Annotated in this window: 18 protein-coding genes and 3 pseudogenes; all 21 read left to right on the top strand. The window is 37.5% G+C overall.

All coding sequences use genetic code 11. The annotated features are described in order from the left end of the window. The first annotated feature begins 44 nt into the window (after positions 1-44). Complete coding sequence (locus L3081_RS23760; RefSeq protein ID WP_242288798.1) at positions 45-890, top strand: cadherin repeat domain-containing protein; 846 nt, start codon at positions 45-47, stop codon at positions 888-890. Next, entirely contained in the window at positions 868-2,724 is a 1,857-nt protein-coding gene (locus L3081_RS23755; RefSeq protein ID WP_242288797.1) for an Ig-like domain-containing protein, read from the top strand. Before L3081_RS23760 ends, L3081_RS23755 begins: the two co-directional genes overlap by 23 nt. 52 nt (positions 2,725-2,776) lie before the next feature. After that, positions 2,777-4,216 carry an Ig-like domain-containing protein gene (locus L3081_RS23750; protein WP_242288795.1) on the top strand — a complete coding sequence of 480 codons (1,440 nt, stop codon included), beginning with the start codon at positions 2,777-2,779 and terminating at the stop codon, positions 4,214-4,216. Between the two features lie 361 nt (positions 4,217-4,577). Next, positions 4,578-5,527: pseudogene (locus tag L3081_RS23745) on the top strand (GGDEF domain-containing protein). 444 nt (positions 5,528-5,971) lie between these two features. Next, positions 5,972-6,370 (top strand): DUF2878 domain-containing protein, encoded by a 399-nt coding sequence (locus tag L3081_RS23735; protein ID WP_242288789.1) that lies wholly within the window; start codon positions 5,972-5,974, stop codon positions 6,368-6,370. Between the two features lie 90 nt (positions 6,371-6,460). Beyond that, positions 6,461-7,021, top strand: coding sequence for a chalcone isomerase family protein (locus L3081_RS23730; RefSeq protein WP_242288787.1), 561 nt, complete (start codon positions 6,461-6,463; stop codon positions 7,019-7,021). Continuing rightward, a complete protein-coding gene (locus L3081_RS23725) occupies positions 7,018-7,587 on the top strand; it encodes a DUF3833 domain-containing protein (protein WP_242288785.1) in 570 nt (189 codons plus the stop codon). Before L3081_RS23730 ends, L3081_RS23725 begins: the two co-directional genes overlap by 4 nt. Positions 7,588-7,589: 2 nt before the next feature. Continuing rightward, on the top strand, positions 7,590-8,159 hold the full coding sequence (locus L3081_RS23720; RefSeq protein WP_242288784.1) for an LON peptidase substrate-binding domain-containing protein: 570 nt from the start codon (positions 7,590-7,592) through the stop codon (positions 8,157-8,159). 96 nt (positions 8,160-8,255) lie between these two features. Continuing rightward, the gene (locus L3081_RS23715; RefSeq protein WP_242288783.1) at positions 8,256-8,810 is read left to right on the top strand and encodes a sigma-70 family RNA polymerase sigma factor; all 555 of its coding nucleotides are present in this window, start codon (positions 8,256-8,258) and stop codon (positions 8,808-8,810) included. A 54-nt stretch (positions 8,811-8,864) separates the two neighbouring features. Next, complete coding sequence (locus L3081_RS23710) at positions 8,865-9,536, top strand: ChrR family anti-sigma-E factor (RefSeq protein ID WP_242288782.1); 672 nt, start codon at positions 8,865-8,867, stop codon at positions 9,534-9,536. A gap of 28 nt (positions 9,537-9,564) precedes the next feature. Next, positions 9,565-10,524, top strand: a complete 960-nt coding sequence (locus L3081_RS23705; protein WP_242288780.1) for a YbgA family protein — start codon at positions 9,565-9,567, stop codon at positions 10,522-10,524. Between the two features lie 46 nt (positions 10,525-10,570). Then, positions 10,571-11,945 (top strand): annotated as a pseudogene (locus L3081_RS29275) (cryptochrome/photolyase family protein). Positions 11,946-12,006: 61 nt separating this feature from the next. Continuing rightward, entirely contained in the window at positions 12,007-12,468 is a 462-nt protein-coding gene (locus tag L3081_RS23690; protein ID WP_242288774.1) for a nuclear transport factor 2 family protein, read from the top strand. After that, positions 12,468-13,214, top strand: coding sequence for an SDR family NAD(P)-dependent oxidoreductase (locus L3081_RS23685; protein ID WP_242288772.1), 747 nt, complete (start codon positions 12,468-12,470; stop codon positions 13,212-13,214). The genes L3081_RS23690 and L3081_RS23685 overlap by 1 nt, the downstream gene beginning before the upstream one ends. Beyond that, positions 13,211-14,476 carry an NAD(P)/FAD-dependent oxidoreductase gene (locus L3081_RS23680; RefSeq protein WP_242288770.1) on the top strand — a complete coding sequence of 422 codons (1,266 nt, stop codon included), beginning with the start codon at positions 13,211-13,213 and terminating at the stop codon, positions 14,474-14,476. The genes L3081_RS23685 and L3081_RS23680 overlap by 4 nt, the downstream gene beginning before the upstream one ends. Before the next feature lie 37 nt (positions 14,477-14,513). After that, positions 14,514-15,293 (top strand): DUF1365 domain-containing protein, encoded by a 780-nt coding sequence (locus L3081_RS23675; RefSeq protein ID WP_242288768.1) that lies wholly within the window; start codon positions 14,514-14,516, stop codon positions 15,291-15,293. 34 nt (positions 15,294-15,327) lie between these two features. Next, positions 15,328-16,554, top strand: coding sequence for an SAM-dependent methyltransferase (locus tag L3081_RS23670; protein WP_242288766.1), 1,227 nt, complete (start codon positions 15,328-15,330; stop codon positions 16,552-16,554). A 116-nt stretch (positions 16,555-16,670) separates the two neighbouring features. Next, a pseudogene (locus L3081_RS23660) lies at positions 16,671-17,545 on the top strand (DMT family transporter). A gap of 130 nt (positions 17,546-17,675) precedes the next feature. Further along, positions 17,676-17,855, top strand: coding sequence for a DUF4160 domain-containing protein (locus tag L3081_RS23655; protein WP_242288761.1), 180 nt, complete (start codon positions 17,676-17,678; stop codon positions 17,853-17,855). A 36-nt stretch (positions 17,856-17,891) separates the two neighbouring features. Beyond that, positions 17,892-18,137 (top strand): DUF2442 domain-containing protein, encoded by a 246-nt coding sequence (locus L3081_RS23650; protein ID WP_242288759.1) that lies wholly within the window; start codon positions 17,892-17,894, stop codon positions 18,135-18,137. Positions 18,138-18,761: 624 nt separating this feature from the next. Continuing rightward, positions 18,762-19,589, top strand: a complete 828-nt coding sequence (locus tag L3081_RS23645) for a helix-turn-helix transcriptional regulator (protein WP_242288757.1) — start codon at positions 18,762-18,764, stop codon at positions 19,587-19,589. Positions 19,590-19,626: the final 37 nt, after the last annotated feature.

The following is a 19,626-nucleotide window of genomic DNA, read 5'->3' as shown; positions in this document are numbered from 1 at the left end:
CGAATGTTGCCTACCTTGATACGAATCAAAACAATAAAGCGAGTGTGAGTCAGCTTGGGACAACCTACACCTTTACTACGATTGAAAGTACGGATAATAGTTCGTTATTCTTTGATTTTACTGCCACCGATATTGATGGTGATGATAGCTTAGTCACTTTTACCGTAGCCGGTATCGATTCAGGTTTATTCACCCTAGATAATGCCACTGGTGAGTTGACCTTTATAGACAATAAATTTGCAGATTATGCAAACCCGTTAGATAGTGATGAAGATAACCGTTATCAACTCATCGTCACAGTAACCGATACATTGAATGCAGCACAAACTTACCAAGTAGAAATACAAGTACTTGAAGCTAATCAGGCGCCAGTGATTAGTGGTAATCCTGCAAAAACAGTGGCAGAAGACGCAAATTATAGCTTCACACCAAACGTATTTGATGCTGATGAAGGCGATACTAAAACCTTTAGCATATTAAATAAACCGAGTTGGGCAACGTTTAGCACAACGACAGGTAAGTTGTCTGGTACGCCGAAAAATAGCGATGTTGGTATAAGCTCTGGTATTATCATTCGTGTAAGAGACAGCGCTAATGCTACAACAAGTTTACCGTCGTTTAGTATAACCGTTTCAAACACCAACGATGCCCCCGTGTTAAGTGGTGAACCAATCACAACCGTTGCTCAAGGGGGAAGCTATAAGTTTACCTTGACCGCAACAGATGAAGATGCAAATGACACTAAAACTTTTAGCATTACCAATAAACCCAGTTGGGCAACCTTTAATACGGCGACAGGCGAATTAACGGGTATACCAACATCAAGTGATGTAGGTACAACAACAGGTATAATTATTACGGTAACCGATGGCGCTCGGCGCAACACATAGTATTGCGAGCTTTGATATTACGGTATCGAATGTTAACGATGCACCAATAATTAGTGGTGAGCCAAGTATTACCGTTGATCAAGGAGAAAACTACGGCTTTACACCAACGGTTTTTGATATTGATGCAAATGATACTCAAACCTTTAGCATTATCAATAAACCTAGTCAAGCAACCTTTAATGCAGCAACAGGTTCATTAACGGGTATACCTGGTCATAGCAATGTAGGGGCAACCTCGGGTATTGTTATCAGTGTAAAAGACAGTGAAAATGCGAGCGCCAGTTTAGCGGCATTCACGATCACCGTTGTGAATGTGAATGATGCACCCATTGCAGTTGCTGACAGTATCACCTTACCAATAAGCACAAACAATACTTATCAATTACCTGTGCTTAACAACGACAGCGATGATGATGATGACACCTTAAGCATTACTGGCGCACAGGCTAGCATTGGTAACGTTACCACCGATGGTACAACCATCACCTTTACCTCTGCAGCAGGCTTTGTGGGTAGCTTACAACTTACTTATACCATTACGGATGGTAATCAAGCCTATGCAGATACAACAGTATCATTAACCATCGAAGGTGATTCAGACGAAACAGCTCCTGTAATTACAGTGCCTGATACGGTAGAAGTAAATGCAACGGGTCTTTATACCAAAGTGGATTTAGGCACGGCTACTGCTGTTAATAGCCAAGGTAAGTCGTTACCTATTTCCTTAGTCGATGGTAAACCATTATTTAGACCTGGTAATAATGTTGCTTACTGGCAAGCCACTGATCCTGATTCAGGGTTAGTGAGCATTGCTAGCCAAAAAGTGATAGTGCACCCATTAGTTTCACTAAGTAAAGATCAAACGGTAATTGAAGGTGAAACCGCGTCAGTACAAGTCATTTTAAATGGTGAAGCACCAAGTTATCCCGTTGCTGTGTCACTGAGTTTAAGTGGTGATGCAACGAGCACAGATTACAGCATTAGTACTACTGAGGTTATCATTAGCTCAGGCACACAAACCTCGTTCACCATTGATATTCTTAAAGATGATATAGCGGAAGAAGATGAAACGTTAACGCTTACCTTAACCGCGAATAATGTTAGTAGTAATGATAAACATCATATTATTATTACAGAGCAAAACTTTGCTCCGGCAATAGCATTAAGTGCAAGTCAAAATGGTGAAAACCGTCAAGTAATCATTCCTGGTGATGGTGATGTAAACATTACTTCGAAGGTTAACGACATTAATGGTGATAATGTCACCTTACAATGGACATATGATGCACAACTTAATATCACCGAAAACAGTGATAACAGCGTAACATTAGCACCACAAAACTTAGCCTCAGGAATATACGGTATAAGTTTAACGGCTACAGATGATGGTGTAGGGAGTTTAAGCAATACTCAAACACTTTATTTAGAAGTATTAACTACACTAGCTGTGTTAACCGACGATGATACTGATGGCGACATGATCCCTGACAGCGAAGAGGGTTACGGTGATAGTGATCAAGATGGTATTCCTGATTATCTAGATGCTATTGCAGAATGTAACGTAATGCCTGAACAGCTTTCAGTACAAAATGGCTTTTTAATTGAGGGGGAACCGGGTGTTTGTTTACGTAAAGGCAATACTTTAGTCGGTGGAGAAACAGGAGGTCTGCAGTTAACTAATGACGATATTGCGCGCAGTGTTGGTAGCGACGAGCAAGCGGTGATAATTGGCGGTATTTTTGATTTTATTGTGACAGGTCTACCGGAAGTAGGGCAAAACTATAAAGTGGTACTTCCTCAAAGACAGCCAATTCGGAGAAGCGGTTTATCGTAAATATAGCGACAATTTAGGGTGGAGTACGTTTGTTGAAGATGTTAATAACCAATTGCATTCAACAGCAGGTGAGCAAGGCTATTGTCCTCCTCCAACAAGTACACAATGGACGCCAGGACTAACTGAAGGACATTGGTGTGTACAATTAACCATTGAAGATGGCGGTGCTAATGATAATGATAATCTTGCTAATGGCACTATTGTTGACCCAGGAGGTGTTTCTGTAATAGTCACAGATAATACTATGCCAGTAGCAATGACAGATGACGCGCGTGTTAAACGTGATGATACTTTATTGATCGATGTGCTGATAAACGACACCGATGCCGATGGAGACAGCCTTAGTATTGGCGTGGCAACAGCCACCTTTGGTACGGTCACTATTGAGAGTGATAATCAATTAAGTTACATCACGAAAGCTGATTTTGTTGGCGAAGATACCATTATATATAGTGTTTCAGATGGTAAAGGCGGTACAAGTAGTGCGCAAGTTAATATTACTGTGTATGCAAACGAAGCACCTCAAGCAGTTGATGATATTGCTAATACTGATGACCGAAGGGCAATCACTATTGATGTATTAGCTAATGATAGCGATACAGATGAAGATGAGCTTAGTGTCACCGCAACGGTGGATAATGGTACTGTTAACATCAATGACGATAGCACCTTGACTTATACGCCAACGGTCGGTTTTTCTGGTACGGCTATCATCAGCTATACAGTTGACGATGGCGAAGGAGACGAAGCAACCGCTCAAGTTGAAGTAACCGTAGTCGCCTATCAAGCGGCTACCGTGACTAATAAATCTAGCGGTGGTGGAAGCATGGGAATGTTGTTCTTTGGCTTATTAGGATTAGTTGTGTCGTATCGTACATATAAAAAACATGCACGCAACTCGTCGTTATTATTGGCTGCGCTTATTGCTATGGTTAGCAGTGCTAACGTGAATGCGACAGAATTTGATTGGTTTGTAACTGCGAGTGCAGGGCAAAGTAGTGCGAAGGCTAATCAACCTAATATTACTGAAGTAGAGGCACTATCTTGGGACGATAAAGACACCAGTTATAGTCTTGGTGGTGGCCTGGAGTATGGTGATTTCGCGTTTATCTTAAGCTATGAAAATTTAGGTGAAGCTTCTGCTAGTTATACTGGTAAGGTATTGGATCCCGCTTCATTTCATCAAGGGTTAGCTGAAAGTGCCCCTAAATTAGTTGATGGTTTTAGTTTGCAAAGTCAGTATAACTTATGGCAAAAAGAGGCGATTAATATCTCGTTTGGCCTAGGCTTACTTGCTTGGGATCTAGATTACACTAGTGATAGAAGCGAGAGCGTTATTGAGTTAAACGACAGCGATGTTGATGTGTTTTATTTACTGCAACTAGGATATAAATTAAGCGAACACACGCAATTAAGTATCAAAGCGACGCGGTATAACTTATCAATTAATGATGTTAATAATATTGCTGTTGCCTTGAGCTATCACTTTTAAGCGGATTGCTGAAATAGGTTATAGATTAAGTAAATACACCCTGTAACATGGTTATAGGGTGTATTTTTAGTTATGTTTAATGGCTAGCCGATAAGCACTAATGAACACAGGAGAGCTTTATGTTAGGCTCGTATCAGGTAATACCAACTTGTTTGCTTTATAATCATATAATTAAAGCTGAGTGATACAATCTTATTGAAAAATCTGATATGCTAAATGCATTGAATATATTTTACATCCTTCCCATAAGGTAGATTTTTTGGACGTACAACCTAATAAAAACACCCTAGAAAATGAAGAGTATCAACCACCACAAGTAGTGTCTTTTTTTGCCCTAGTCGGCTTTGTTATTACAGGTTTGATGGGGGGGATTGCCCTTGTAAATCAAACTTATATTTTGGCAACTACTTTGCTTTTCGTTAGTTGTGTTTTTTTTATTGCTTTTTATGTCTTTAATAAATATCACAATATTGCTTTAAGTTCGGCAATTAGCTTGTATTCGCTATCTTTTTTAATGCTTTATTTAGTGTTTACAGGTGGTGTTGAAAATACAGGGCCGTTATGGATCTATGTTGTACCGCCTGTTTCTCTATTTTTTCACGGTCTAAAGCGTGGTCTCGTTGAAACCATCTTATTTATCGCGGCTTGTGCAGTTATCATGTTTGTACCAACCGATTTTGTTCCTCATGCACAATACAGCCTTGAGTTCAAATTACGACTAATTTACTCCTTTCTAACGGTCACATTTTTGTCTGCATTGTATGAGTATTCGAGGGACAGAGCATATCATTATACGCTTGAATTAAGTCAAAAGTATCAACAGCTTGCTCATATGGATTCGTTAACTCAATTGTCGAATCGCCGTGATGCACTTTCCATTCTAAAACGTGAGCAATCGCGAGCAATACGCAGTAAGGAAGCGTTATCTGTTATCTTGTGTGATGTTGATTATTTCAAAAAAATTAATGACTTATATGGGCATAATGCAGGTGATGCTGTCTTAATAGAACTGGCAAAAATATTTACCCAGAATATAAGAGAACAAGATTGTGTTGCGCGGGGTGGGGAAGAATTTTTATTTATTTTGCCAGGAACACTTGCAGAAAATGCCTACCGCTAGCTGAAAAAATACAACGTAATGTACAAAATAACTTTGTAGATTTTGAAGGGGAAAGCATTAGTGTGACGGTGAGTATGGGGATAGAGCAATCTAATGGTAATCGTACTATAGATGAAATAGTCAATAGTGCGGATAAGTATCTATATCAAGCGAAAAATTCGGGTAGAAATAAAATTTATCCAAAATATTAGAGCCAAAATATTGAAGGAAAAAATCACGTTAATCAATGTGCCTTATAAATTAAATCAGCTTTTGTGATCTCATTTCTCACTTGATTAAGTGCATCCACAGAAAACCCATCGTTATACATAAATACTACGACTCCTTTTGTAAGTAAATAACCTCAGCTTGGCTTAATCAATGTTCTTCTAGCAGCTATTTTTACTAACTTCTTCGTTAAATTCACTTGCAATAGCTCCTTATTGACGCGTAAATTTGCCTTGCTTATTTTTTGCGGACTAAAGTAGTAAAACTATCAAGCTAGAAGTTAAAAATAATTTTAATGTTTGTTTTTCAGCAGGTTAATTATGTCTTGAATCAATCTCAGATTAAATATCATCAATGACTAATCTATTTTGAGTTTTCAAACGTATTGGCATAACAGTTATCAATTATTATCACTGTGTTGCTAAATTATGTTGCTTAATATTGTCGGTTTTAACATTGCTTGGTTTGGTCTCGTACTCATAGGGGATCGTTTTATTCCAGTGGTTTTGCTGTTGCTAGGATTACATCTGTTTTATTGCAAAAAACGCAGAGCTGAATTTAAACTCATTGTCATAGTGACTTTTATAGGCACCATGGTTGATTCAACCTTGTTTTTTTTCGATGTATTTTTGTTTAACGAATACCGATTTATCCCCTTTTGGTTGATTATGTTATGGGCTGCTTTTGCCGCAACTATAGCACACAGTTTGAAATTTTTAGCAGGGTCTAAGGTAATACAATTTTATGTTGGTTATATATTTCCGCCATTAAGCTATCTGGTCGGGGTGCCGCATTGTCACCTATTGAGTTGGGGCATAGCCAACTAATCACTTTTTTAATTCTTGCGCCTATTTGGTCGGCATTAATCATACTGTTTTTTTATTTACAAAAGTGGGTTTACTCTCAGGATGTTACTTATGATTAACGCTTTTTTACTGATTATTTTATTTCTAAATATCATCACTTTCTCAAGCAATGCAGCACAAGCAACAGATAAAAATAATTTAACGCTAACAGTTTTACCTGACGATTTTAAACAGCTCAACTTAAAAACGGTAGGTAAGGCCAAATTTTCAGTATTATTTTGGGATATTTATAACAGTACGCTTTATACCAAAACAGGGAACTATTTATACAATAATTCGCCAGAATCTCTGCTTTTTGAAATAGAGTACTTAAAAGATATTACCGCAGAGGATTTACTCGAAAGAACGATACAGCAATGGGAACATTTAAAGGTTCCTGAATTAGTTTACAGCAAGTTTCTCCCGGCATTAAAAACAATTTGGCCAGATATTTCATCGGGAGATAAGTTGACCTTGTTAGTGCAAAATCAACAATCAGTTTTCTATTTTAATCAAATGAAAGTAGGGCAGATTGAAGAGGTAAATTTTAGCAAATTATTTTTAGATATTTGGCTGTCTCCAAATACTAGCCAGACCAAACTGAGAAAAGAACTACTAGGAGAACTAAAATGAAGTTCAATATCGTCAAGTTAATATCGCTCAGCGTTGTAGCTATATTAATCACAAGTTGTAGCACTAAGCTGAGTGATTATGAAGAGAATAATCCTAAATTTGATATTAAACGCTACTTTGCAGGTGAGTTAATTGCGTGGGGAATGGTACAAGATTATACGAACCAAGTGACAAGACGTTTTTGTGTCGAATTAACGGGTACCTGGACAGGTGATCAGGGAGAGCTTGCCGAAGTTTTTTATTTTAAAGATGGTGAAGTAAGTTATAGAACTTGGCAATTAACTAAGTTAGAGAATGATGAGTATACTGGCACCGCAGCGGATGTGGTTGGTATAGCTCACGGAAAACAATCAGGCTTCGCCTTTCAATGGCAATATCAATTATTAGTACCAGTAGATGAAAACACGTATCAATTTACTATGGACGACTGGATGTACCAACTTGATGAACATCGTGTTTTTAATAAAACGACCATGAATAAACTTGGCGTAAAAGCAGCAGAAATCACCCTGTTTTTTGATAAAGCACACCCGAGTAAAACCTGTGATTTGAAAGAAGTGGTTTAGTCATGAAACATTTAAATTTAATGTTACCTATTTTTCCATTGCCAGTGTTTTTGTTGCCGCAAGGAATAGCTCGGTTAAGAATTTTTGAACCGCGTTATATAAAAATGATAAAAAGGGCAATTCAAGGGCAAGGATTTGTGCTTTGGATGCAAACGAAAGAAGAACCGTTTCTTGAATTAAATTGGGGGAGTTGGGTAGAGATAGTTGACTTTGGGCAGGGTGATGATGGCATTTTAGAAGTTGATGTAAAATGCAAAGCGCTAGTAGAAATTTTATCATTAGATAAAGACAGCAATAACGCGTATTTTGGTCAGGTAATTGAGATCTCTCATTGGTCTCAGGTGTTGGTTAATATGCCAAGTCATGCCTTGTCTCAATCGATAGCAGACGTTTTTGAAAATACTCCCCAGTTAAATGCGCTTTATCCAGAAAAGCATACTGATAGTCTTAATTGGGTTATTGCTAGGTGGTTAGAGTTATTACCTATTAGCTTACTTGTGAAGAATAGCTTTGTAGAAACTCATAATTTTGAAGAAGCTAAAGACTTTGTTCAGTCAATCATTGATAAATAAAATAAATAAAATAAATAAAATAAATAAAAGTGATCTTTTTTAAACCGCGTGCGTATTGGCTTGTATGATTCAATGCAGTATTCGGTGATAAAAGTCATGCAAACAAACTTGCTAAGCAAAGTGGCAAATGCTAAACCTAGTAGCATGTCAGATAAAATAGATCATCCTCAGCTTTGTCAATGGCTTAATGAGGTTGCTACGTCGAGAGATAAAAAAGCATTTACCCATTTGTTTCAGTTCTTTGCGCCTAAAATTCAACATATTGCACGTAATAAATTTCCCAATGAAGCTCAAGCTAAGGAAGTGGTGCAAGAAACCATGAGTAATGTTTGGCGTAAAGCCCATCTTTTTAACGAAAACAAGGGTGCAGCCACTACTTGGGTATATACCGTCATGCGTAATGTCACCTTTGATATGCTACGTAAAATTAAAGGCAATAAAGAAGACAACCTCAGTGATGATATTTGGCCAATAGCTGAAAGTATGTCTCATGAGGATGAAGCGTTTGATGATCATCTTGAAAACAAACAATTATTAACGGTTATTGAATCGTTATCAGAAGTACAGCAGCAAGTAGTAAAAGGCTTTTACTTTATGGAGATGTCACAAGAGCAATTGGCTACCCATCTAGATTTACCGGCGGGACGATAAAATCTCGTTTGCGTTTGGCTTTGGCTAAACTCAAAGTGCAGTTAGGAGATAAACATGATTAAACATCACCCTAAATTTGAATTAATTCAATCCTTTGTTGATGGTGACTTACCCGCTTCGTTATCTGCAGGTATCGCCATTCATGCTGATATGTGTTCTAAATGCCAACAAACCATTGCCCAGTTAACAGAGCAAGTGGCTGAAGCAAGTTTTGAAGAAGCCTTTCTCGATAGGTTTATCGTTGCTGAGCAAGAAGAGGCAATGTGCTTTGAAGACATGATAGAACAAATCACCCAAACGGATGAGCTCAGTCACACCCAGGTTATTGCTGACAAAACAGTGGTGTTTAATAATAAGCCATATACATTGCCTCATGCTTTACACAATATGCCGTTGGGGAAAACTGCCAATATCGGTAAACTGGCCCGTGCTCGAATTCAGTTAAATGAAAACGAAATTCACACCAGTTTGCTTCAAATTCAACCTGGCGGTGGTGTACCTGAACATACCCACAAAGGCTTTGAATTGACCTTGTTATTAGAAGGTTCTTTTCATGATGAGCAAGGGGAGTATGTCAAAGGCGATTTCATTATGCTTGATGCAAGTCACCAACATCATCCTATTTCTGAAGAAGGGTGCTTATGCTATACCGTTGCTAATGACGCATTACGTTTCACTCAAGGTATCAATAAACTACTTAATCCCATCGCTGCGTTTATTTACTAAGTGGCGTGTTCGATATAAGGCAATAATCATGATTCATTCTGTTGATAAAAAAGATCTTTCTATTGGTATTAGTGCGTGTTTGGTTGGTGAAAAAGTAAGATTTGATGGCAGTAATAAGCCGTCTAATTTTTGTATTCATGAATTTGGGCAACACGTAACTTATAAAACGTTTTGTCCTGAAGTTGCGATTGGTTTACCCATACCCAGACCAACTATTCGTCAAATAAAAAAAGCAGATGTGATCAGCGTATCTCGTTCTGACGGCACAGGTGATGTAACTGATGCGTTGCAAGCTTATGGCAAAAAAATTGCAAAAATGACTAAGCACTTAAGTGGTTATGTTTTCTGTGCAAAAAGCCCTAGCTGCGGTATGGAACGGGTAAAAGTATATAGCCCAGAAGGTAATGCCTTAAAATCTGATGGGGTTGGGGTTTTTGCTCGTGAAATAATGGCGGAAAATCCGTTATTACCTTGTGAGGAAAATGGTCGCCTAAACGATCCGTTAATTAGAGAAAATTTTGTCGCGCGTGTTTATGCATACAAACACTGGCAGAATCTTGAGGCATCTGGGTTAACCAAGCATAAATTAACAACGTTTCATAGCCAATATAAGTATACGGTTATGAGTCATGATCTCATCGCTTATAAACAATTAGGGCAACTATTAGCAAGGGCAGACCTACCGTTAGAGGACATGGCTGAGCAATATATTACTGGCTTAATGAGTGCATTATCTATTAAAGCCACACGAAAAAAACATGCCAATACATTAGCGCATATACAAGGCTATTTTTCTAAACACTTGCAGCCTAATGAGCGGCAAGAACTATGCAACCAAATAGACGCTTACCGTAATGGTTTAATTCCGTTAATTGCGCCATTAACCTTGATTAAACATTACTTACTCCAATACCCCAAAGCATATTTGACTAAACAGGCCTATTTATCTCCCTATCCTGATGAACTGAAACTGAGATACGCCTACTAACACGCGTTCTTCATTAGGAAACGCATTTAAATAATAAGGATATGCTTTGATACTCTGGTTTCGTAATGATTTAAGAACACATGATAACCCTGCTTTACATTATTTTATTAATCATAGGTGTTCAGAAACACCTGGTAAGGCATTGTTTTTTATTTCAGAAAAACAGTGGCTTGAACATCACTGGTCGGCCATAAAAATTGACTTTATTAAGCGTCATGCCTATGCACTTGTTGATGAACTTGCTTGCTTCAATATTGAATTAGAGCTTGTTGTGGTGCCTGATTTTTCAGCCCAACAAGCTTATTTGAAACAATATTGTTTAGCGCACAACATTAAATGTGTGGTTGCTAATAGTGAACTTGAACTTAATGAGCAGCAACGGGATCAATCATGTATATCACAAGGCATTCCATTAACGCTGTTTGAAGCGGATGTTATTGTGTCTAAAGGTAAGGTGTTGAACCAATCAGGTGAGATGTTTAAAGTGTTTACGCCCTTTAAAAAGGCTTGGTTGAAGCAAGTAAAACAATTTGGGTTTGACTATTTAGGCAAGTCGGCCGGAGGTGATGCGCTTGCTGTAGAACATAAGGCAGACACGTGCAATTCACCGTCAAGTGCGTGGCCCTTAGCACAAGTGTATGAAGCGAGTGCATTGCCAAGGTTTTTCCAAGATAAACTCTCGGCTTACGCACAGCAACGAGACATTCCGTCAATCAAGGGAACGTCAGGTATTTCCCCTTATTTAGCCGGGGGTGATCAGCCCAAGATACGTGTTGTTTTCTTTATTAAATCGCCATCCTGATATATTGCTAGCTACCGACAGCGACGAATTTTCATGGTTAAACGAAATTATTTGGCGAGAATTTTATCGTCATCTACTCTTTCATGAACAACGTTTGTGTAAGCATCAAGCATTTAAAGAAAAATACCGAACAACGGTTTGGCATAATGACAAAGAAAAATTTATGGCATGGTGTAAAGGTAAAACAGGCTATCCGCTTGTTGATGCCGCTATGTTACAGCTTAATCAAACAGGCCGGATGCACAACCGTTTAAGAATGGTGGTGGCAAGTTTTTTAACCAAACATTTACTGATTGATTGGCGTTGGGGTGAAAAGTACTTCATGCAGCATTTAATTGATGGTGATTTAGCTTCAAACAACGGCGGTCGGCAATGGGCGGCAAGTACGGGGTGTGATGCCCAACCTTATTTCAGAATATTTAATCCCATAAGACAAAGCGAAAGATTTGATCCAAACGGCGAGTTCATACGTAAATATATACCAGAGTTAAACAGTATTCCTGATAAGCATATTCATTTTCCACATCAATATATTGCGAATCATCAATTGTCATTGTATTGGGAACCTATTGTTGACCATAAAGAGGCTAGGATTAATGCGTTAGCTTTTTATAAATAATCATGACCAAAGTCGGCGGGAATTTAGTCGCGCTGCTCGTTAAATATGTTGAGGTAACAAAATGAAAAACAAACGGTTCGACAATTTTCCCTCAGATTCACCTTTATGGTTGACCAAGTTTGTTCGTGTTTACCAAAAGCTTTCAACAACCAATTTAGCGCTTTTAGAAACCATTTATCACCCCCACATTATCTTTATTGATCCTATGCATCAAGTTGAAGGCTTTGAAGAACTGTATCAATATTTTGAAAACCTTTATGAAAACTTAACCTTGTGCGAATTTGTTATCGACAATGTTATTGCACAAGACAATGAAGCGGCTATCTACTGGACTATGTCGTACCAACATAACAAGTTGAATAATGGTGAGTTAGTTACTGTTTTAGGTACATCACACATTAAGGGAGAGCACGATAAAGTTATATATCATCGAGACTACCTTGATTTAGGCGCTATGTTATACGAGCAATTACCATTATTTGGTAAATTAACCAAGTGGATTAAAGCGAAGGCGGCACACTAATGACAGTAAAGACAGTCATATCAAGCAAAACTATTCTAATTACAGGAGCAACTTCCGGCATAGGTTTAGCCTTATTTAATCACTATAGTACTCAAGGGTATTATAAGGTTATAGCGTGTGGTCGAGATGCAAAAAAATTAGCCTTACTATCAAATCGAGCTTATAAAACGTGTTTATTTGATCTTAATGATGCTGACGATATTAAACAGCAACTGGCAGATATTGATGACATTGATATCGTTATTTTAAATGCAGGAGACTGTCGTTATATTGACGATGCCAAGCATTTTGATGGACAACTGTTCTCTGACATTATCAGCACCAACCTTTCATCATTAGGTTGGTTATTGCAATACACCTTACCTAAAATCAAAAAAGGAGGGCAGCTTGTATTTGTTAGCTCTAGCGCCACTATTTTACCTTTTCCTAGAAGTGAAGCTTATGGTGCATCCAAAGCGGGTATGGATTATTTAGCCAACAGCTTACGACTTGATTTACTCAAAGAAAATATCGACGTTACCTTAGTACACCCAGGTTTTGTTAAAACACCACTCACCGATAAAAACGACTTCACTATGCCATTTTTAATTACCAGTGATGAAGCAGCAAAGCGAATTATATCAGGAGTAGAAAAGCGTAAAAAATATCTACATTTTCCAAAACGCTTAACTTTATTACTCAAATTTTTCTCACTGCTGCCATCATCACTTTGGCAAGCAATCATCGCTAAAAGGGATAAGACATGAAGAATATTGCCATCATAGGGTCGGGAATATCAGGGTTAACAACCGCTTATTTATTGTCAAAAAAACACAAAGTTACTGTTTTTGAAAAAAACGACCGTATTGGCGGTCATACTGCTACCGTTGATATTGAAAAAGCAGGTCAAAAATATGCTATAGATACAGGGTTTATTGTGTTTAACGATAAAACCTACCCAAACTTTTTAGCGTTAATGGCTGATATTGGCATTGGAAAGCAAGCAACCGAAATGAGTTTTTCTGTTCACAATTGCCAAACAGGCATGGAATATAACGGCCACAATTTAAATACTTTATTTGCCCAAAGGCGGAATCTTTTTAGACCTAAATTTTGGGGCTTAGTAAAAGACATTTTACGCTTTAATAAACAATGTAAATTGATATTTGAACAACAAGCATACCAAAGTGGTTATACGTTAGGTGAGTTTTTAGCCGAAAATAATTTCAGCGATTTTTTTGCCGAACATTATATTTTACCCATGGGCGCGGCAATTTGGTCTAGCTCATTAGCACAAATGGAAACATTTGAGTTCCGATTTTTTGTGCAATTTTTTCATAATCATGGGCTATTGAATATTGCAGACAGACCACAGTGGTATGTTATCCCTCAAGGCTCGCGTAGTTATTTAAAGCCGCTATGTCAGTCGTTTGAAAATAATATTAGATTGAATGCTGACATCAGTGGCATTACTCGGATAGACGATAAAGTACAACTGGACTTTAACAAGGCTGACAGTGAATTTTTTGATGAAGTCGTTATTGCTTGTCATTCAGACGAGGCATTGGCTTTACTAAACGATGCCAGTGATGATGAAAAGACTATTTTATCAGCCATGCCTTATAGTGAGAATTCAGTAGTTTTGCACACAGACACACAATTATTACCGCAACGAGAAAAAGCGTGGGCCAGTTGGAATTATCAATTAAGCCAAGATCGAGAAAAAGCCGCTAGTGTCACCTATAATATGAATATATTACAGGGCATTGAAAGTGAGCATACTTTTTGTGTGACCTTAAATCAAAAAGAAGCGATAGATCCAAATAAAATTTTAAGGGAGTTCACCTACCATCATCCCATATTTTCGGCTGAGTCTGTTAAAGCACAGCAGCAAAGGCAGTTAATTTGTGGTGTTAATCATACACATTTTGCCGGTGCTTATTGGCATAACGGCTTTCATGAAGATGGTGTTCAAAGTGGTGTTGAGGTAGCAACGCGATTTAATTGTTTTTTACCAAACCAATCATAAAGTTGTTCATTGAACGCATTAATCGTTAGGAATACAAATGGGTAAACCATTCAGTCAAAGTTATCTTTATTTAGGAAAGATTAGTCATCGACGATTTAGCCCTAAAAAGCACAGCTTTAATTACTCACTTTTTATGTTGGCACTTGATGTGGATGACGTTGAAAATGCTGACTCTGGTATAGGCTTGTTTGGGTTTTCTTGGTATCACCCTTTACGTTTTGTTGAAAAAGATTATCTGCGCGGTGAACCTTTTTCGTTATCCACCCGTATTACTAATAAAGTGCAGCAACTTAACGGTTATGCAGAGATAGATAAAATAGTGATGTTGGTGCAAGTAAGAAGCTTCGGTGTTTATTTTAGTCCTGCTAATTTCTATTTTTGTTATGACCACGCCGGAAAATGTACGCAAATGCTAGCAGAAGTAAGTAATACGCCCTGGAACGAGCGTCATTATTATTTAGTCGATTTGCTTGCTGAGGGTGAAAAAAGTAATAAAAAAGACTTTCAAGTGTCACCATTTATGGATTTAGACATGTCCTATTTTTGGCAAGTAAAACCGCCAACAAATGACAGTGATCGCATGGTTGTTAATATTGAAAATAAACGGATAAATGAGCTAACTGGAAAAATGGATAAAGTGTTTGATGCTAATTTACAGATGAAAAAGCAAGCCTTTACACCAACAAGTTTGTTTAAGGTGTGGTGTCAATTACCTGTAATGAGCCTAAAAATAGTCACTACTATTTATTGGCAAGCAATAAAACTATTGATTAAGCGCATCCCGTTTATTGGTTACCAAACCAAACAGTCAAAGTAAACGCATACATAAAAAATTAAAGGTTGGATGAACTATGGAAAAAATTGAAGCATTAAGCATAGCAAAAAATATGAATTGGTTAGATAAACGCTGCCGTGCGATAGTTCATTCGACGTTTGCAAAAATAACTTATGGGCAGTTAGAGATTGTTGAGGGTTCTGATCATCTATTCTTTCCTGAACATACCAGTGATAACAGTATACAAGGTAAAATTCATATACATGATATGAGTCTTTATCGTGATTTTGTCAAAGGGGGCAGTATTGGTGTAGCCGAAGCCTTTATCGCAGGAAAATGGAGTAGTCCACAATTAACGAATATCATTCGTATATTTGCTAAAGCTCAACAACAAACAGATGCTTTAGAAGCGAATAAGTCTTGGATAAATAGGGTTAAAAACACCCTGAGTCATTGGCAAAATCGAAATACGCAATCAGGCTCTAAACGTAATATTTTAGCGCATTATGATTTGGGAAATGAATTATACACGCGTTTTTTAGACCCCAAGATGATGTACTCATCTGCCATTTACCCAAATGAAAATAGTTCACTAGAACAAGCCCAAACACATAAACTTCATACTATTTGTGAGCGTTTATCACTGCAAAGTTCAGATCATTTATTAGAAATAGGCACAGGTTGGGGTGGTTTAGCCATTTATGCCGCGCAACATTATGGCTGTAAAGTCACAACCACAACCATATCTGACGCCCAAGATGAATACGCCCAAAATCGCATTAACGAGCTAGGCTTAAATAAACAAATTACCTTACTCAAAAAAGACTACCGCGATTTAACCGGTAGTTTTGATAAAGTGGTATCAATAGAAATGATTGAAGCCGTTGGTTATCAATTTTTGCCTAGCTTCTTTAAACAATGTAACGATCGTTTAAAGTCTGGCGGAAAATTATTGATTCAATCCATTACCATTGCGGATCAACGATTTGAATATTACAAAAATAATGTCGACTTCATTCAAAAATACATTTTCCCTGGCGGCTTTTTACCTTCAGTTAATGTATTAAGTGAGCATATTACTAAACACAGCAATATGGTGGTTGAAAGCCTTGACGATATTGGCCTTGATTATGCCAAAACATTAAATGATTGGCGCAAAAACTTCTTATCGGCTTGGTCTGAACTAACTACATTAGGTTACGATGATACCTTTAAACGTTTATGGCTATATTATTTTTCATACTGCGAAGGGGCATTTTTAGAGCGTTCTACTAGCACAGTTCACCTTGTTGCTCGAAAATAAAACAGGTATTGATTCAAAAAAGGTTTTTCATTGTCAGGTTTGTTGAAAATGGTTACTGTGTTGTAGTTATTTTCAATAAACCTGATTTATGCTTTGCATAACAAAATGAGAGATCAATGTCTTACGTACTTTTAATACTGACTGCTTTATTCTGGGCCGGAAATTTTGTTTTAGGACGAGCCATGCATTTAGTGTTACCTCCCATTTTAATGGCGGAGCTTCGTTGGACATTAGCATTACTCTTATTGTTGCCTTTTTTAATTCCAAGGTTTATTAAAAACAAAACGGTAATATTAACTCATTGGAAAATATTAACGCTCTTGTCCCTGTTGAGTGTTGCCACTTTAATACTTTTATTTACATTGGCTTAACTAGTACTAACGCATCGAATGCGACTATATTACAATCCGTAATCCCCATATTTATACTAATTTTATCTGCTTTATGGTTGAAAGAACGTGTTTCTGCTCAACAATGGTTAGGTGTCGCAATTTCACTCACGGGCGTGTTAATGCTGATTACTCAGGGAAAATTAGATCATTTACTGTCTTTGGTTTTCAACATCGGTGATATCTACGTATTAGTTGGGGTACTTTGTTGGGCTACTTACTCGATAATATTGCGCTGGCGCCCACCCGAATTAGATGGTTTTACCTTTTTTGGCGTAACAGTATTACTTGGCGCGTTTATATTACTGCCTTTTGCCGGCGTTGAGTGGTATCTTGCTGATGATATCGTATGGCAGAGTAAAATCGCCTATACCATTGTGTATATGGCTATTTTCCCTTCTATTTTAGCCTATATTTTTTGGAACAAGGGTGTTGCAGATATAGGTGCAGTGAAAACAGGATTATTTATTCATTTTATGCCACTGTTTGGCGTTATATTATCGTCGATATTTCTTAATGAGCCGATTTATCAATTTCACATTATTGGTATTGTATTGATACTCTCAGGCGTTTATTTAGTGGTTAAGGCTAAGTTGGCTTGAATAAACACGATATATTCAATAATAATGTAGTCTGAAAGCTTTGAGCAGCTTGTGAAAGGTTTTTCAGCTTAAAACGATTCTAGAAATTTAAAAAATTGCGGAGCTTGAATAGTTTCAGTAGAATCAATTTATGCCTACAGTATTAAGAATTGGTCCCTTTCGTTTCTTCTTTTACAGTAATGAAAATGGTGAACCTGCGCACATCCACATACAGCGAGAAAATATGCTCGCTAAATTTTGGTTAAAACCGATAGCGTTAGCCACTCAACTCGGTTTTCCCCAAAAGAATTACGTAAACTTCAGTAATTAGTTGTTGAAAATAAAGAAGCATTTTTGGAGGCTTAGAATGAACACTTTAGCGATTGAATTACACCCACAAGCTCAGACTATCAAATGTACTGATTCTGATTTAATTGTTGAGCTACTTGACGGCCGTACAATTTCAGCACCATTAGTATGGTTTCCACGATTATCACAAGCAACCCCCGAGCAACTTGCTAATTGGGAATTGCTCGGTGATGGTGAAGGAGTTTACTGGCCAGAAATTGATGAAGACTTAAGTGTTGCAGGTTTGTTGGCGGGAACACACTAAGCTATCAATTACAACGTTGCTTAATAAAAAATTAGATACTACTCGCCCTCGCCAACTTTCAAATAACAGAGAGCACCTTTCTAATTTGGTAACGGTTTTGTTTTATAACTTTATTACAAGTCGTTTTGGGGTGTAATAAACTACCAAAATGGTGTTCAATAAGCTGTTATATTTGAAGGAGTACTCATGGAATCAATTTATGTTCCTGTACAGGTATACAATGGATTAGATAAAAAAAAGCAAGAACAATACCTACGCAAACTCTATTTAGCGAACAAAATAGAAAACTATCTTAACCGCGCCTAGAACAACATCATAAAGGTTCCCTAGTAATAATGTTTCAAGAGGTTGCTACTGATATTAATGAACCACTTGAAGATATTCGCAAAATAGGGACGGCAATTCAGGGTAGTTCCAACGGAGTAACTTTGTGTAAATAAAATCTAAGGGATCGCAATCAAAGGGGTCGTAGTCGCTGATTTAGGAATGATGGTAAACTGACCCGATAATCATTTTGATAGTAATAGCATTAAACTATTAGGGTTTTATATTTTAGTCAATTTTGTACAAACATTACTCGTACAGATAGGGTACATTAGTATCAAATAAACAATGGGTTTTGGTATGTCTGCTACAAAAGAGCAAGCTAAATATAAAATACATCAAGAGCTTGGTGGTATTGAAATGGTTGAAGCTAATTTTCATCGCCATAACTTTTCAAAACATAGCCATGAAACTTATACTATCAATATCATTGAATCAGGCTGTCAGCGCTTTCTTAGCGCAGGGCAAAACTTTGTTGCGCCTGAGCACAGTATTATTTTTGTTAATGCTGATGAAGTCCATACGGGTGAATCAGGCACTCAACATGGTTGGTCATACCGTGGTATTTCCCCCACTGAGCAGCAATTTCATCAATTAGCTAGTGATATTGGTTTTGCGCATGGTTTTGCGCCATTTTTTCCTGATGCGGTGGTAGCAGACAAGCAAATGGCGGGAGAGTTAAAAGTTTTATTTAATACACTTTCTTTTTCTAGCAATAGTTTATTACGTGAAACAATGCTTTACGGTGTTTTAACCCGTTTGATGCTTAAACACGGTAAAAGTAATCAGGTGATTAAACAGCAACAAAACTCGAACCAAAAGCCGGCGTGGGTTCGTCAATATATTCATGAACATTTAGCTGACAATATCTCGCTAGAGCACTTAGCTAACATCAGTGGTTTCACGCCTTTTTATCTTGTGCGTCAATTTCAAAAAAAGTACGGGTTACCACCCCATTCCTACCAAATTCAACATCGTTTACAACACAGTAAAACTTTATTAAAGCAAGGGCAAAAAGTAGTGCATGTTGCTACCCAAGTAGGTTTTTATGATCAGAGTCATTTTCATCGACACTTCAAAAAAGCCAATGGCATAACCCCAAGTAAATATGCCAATCAAGTATTATAGTCAATATCATACAAGTATCGTGTATATATTGATGTCA

It is taken from the genome of Colwellia maritima (genome assembly GCF_022669015.1).
In the GTDB taxonomy this organism is placed as follows: domain Bacteria; phylum Pseudomonadota; class Gammaproteobacteria; order Enterobacterales; family Alteromonadaceae; genus Colwellia; species Colwellia maritima.
The sequence above is the reverse complement of the archived record's forward strand: the minus strand, read 5'-3'. Positions and strand labels throughout refer to the sequence as shown.

Excerpts from the sequence above, each read along its gene's own strand:
- L3081_RS23755 (WP_242288797.1), top strand. The coding sequence starts at position 868 with ATGGCGCTCGGCGCAACACATAGTATTGCGAGCTTTGATATTACGGTA.
- L3081_RS23735 (WP_242288789.1), top strand. The coding sequence starts at position 5,972 with ATGTTGCTTAATATTGTCGGTTTTAACATTGCTTGGTTTGGTCTCGTA.
- L3081_RS23730 (WP_242288787.1), top strand. The coding sequence starts at position 6,461 with ATGATTAACGCTTTTTTACTGATTATTTTATTTCTAAATATCATCACT.
- L3081_RS23725 (WP_242288785.1), top strand. The coding sequence starts at position 7,018 with ATGAAGTTCAATATCGTCAAGTTAATATCGCTCAGCGTTGTAGCTATA.
- L3081_RS23720 (WP_242288784.1), top strand. The coding sequence starts at position 7,590 with ATGAAACATTTAAATTTAATGTTACCTATTTTTCCATTGCCAGTGTTT.
- L3081_RS23715 (WP_242288783.1), top strand. The coding sequence starts at position 8,256 with ATGCAAACAAACTTGCTAAGCAAAGTGGCAAATGCTAAACCTAGTAGC.
- L3081_RS23710 (WP_242288782.1), top strand. The coding sequence starts at position 8,865 with ATGATTAAACATCACCCTAAATTTGAATTAATTCAATCCTTTGTTGAT.
- L3081_RS23705 (WP_242288780.1), top strand. The coding sequence starts at position 9,565 with ATGATTCATTCTGTTGATAAAAAAGATCTTTCTATTGGTATTAGTGCG.
- L3081_RS23690 (WP_242288774.1), top strand. The coding sequence starts at position 12,007 with ATGAAAAACAAACGGTTCGACAATTTTCCCTCAGATTCACCTTTATGG.
- L3081_RS23685 (WP_242288772.1), top strand. The coding sequence starts at position 12,468 with ATGACAGTAAAGACAGTCATATCAAGCAAAACTATTCTAATTACAGGA.
- L3081_RS23680 (WP_242288770.1), top strand. The coding sequence starts at position 13,211 with ATGAAGAATATTGCCATCATAGGGTCGGGAATATCAGGGTTAACAACC.
- L3081_RS23675 (WP_242288768.1), top strand. The coding sequence starts at position 14,514 with ATGGGTAAACCATTCAGTCAAAGTTATCTTTATTTAGGAAAGATTAGT.
- L3081_RS23670 (WP_242288766.1), top strand. The coding sequence starts at position 15,328 with ATGGAAAAAATTGAAGCATTAAGCATAGCAAAAAATATGAATTGGTTA.
- L3081_RS23655 (WP_242288761.1), top strand. The coding sequence starts at position 17,676 with ATGCCTACAGTATTAAGAATTGGTCCCTTTCGTTTCTTCTTTTACAGT.
- L3081_RS23650 (WP_242288759.1), top strand. The coding sequence starts at position 17,892 with ATGAACACTTTAGCGATTGAATTACACCCACAAGCTCAGACTATCAAA.
- L3081_RS23645 (WP_242288757.1), top strand. The coding sequence starts at position 18,762 with ATGTCTGCTACAAAAGAGCAAGCTAAATATAAAATACATCAAGAGCTT.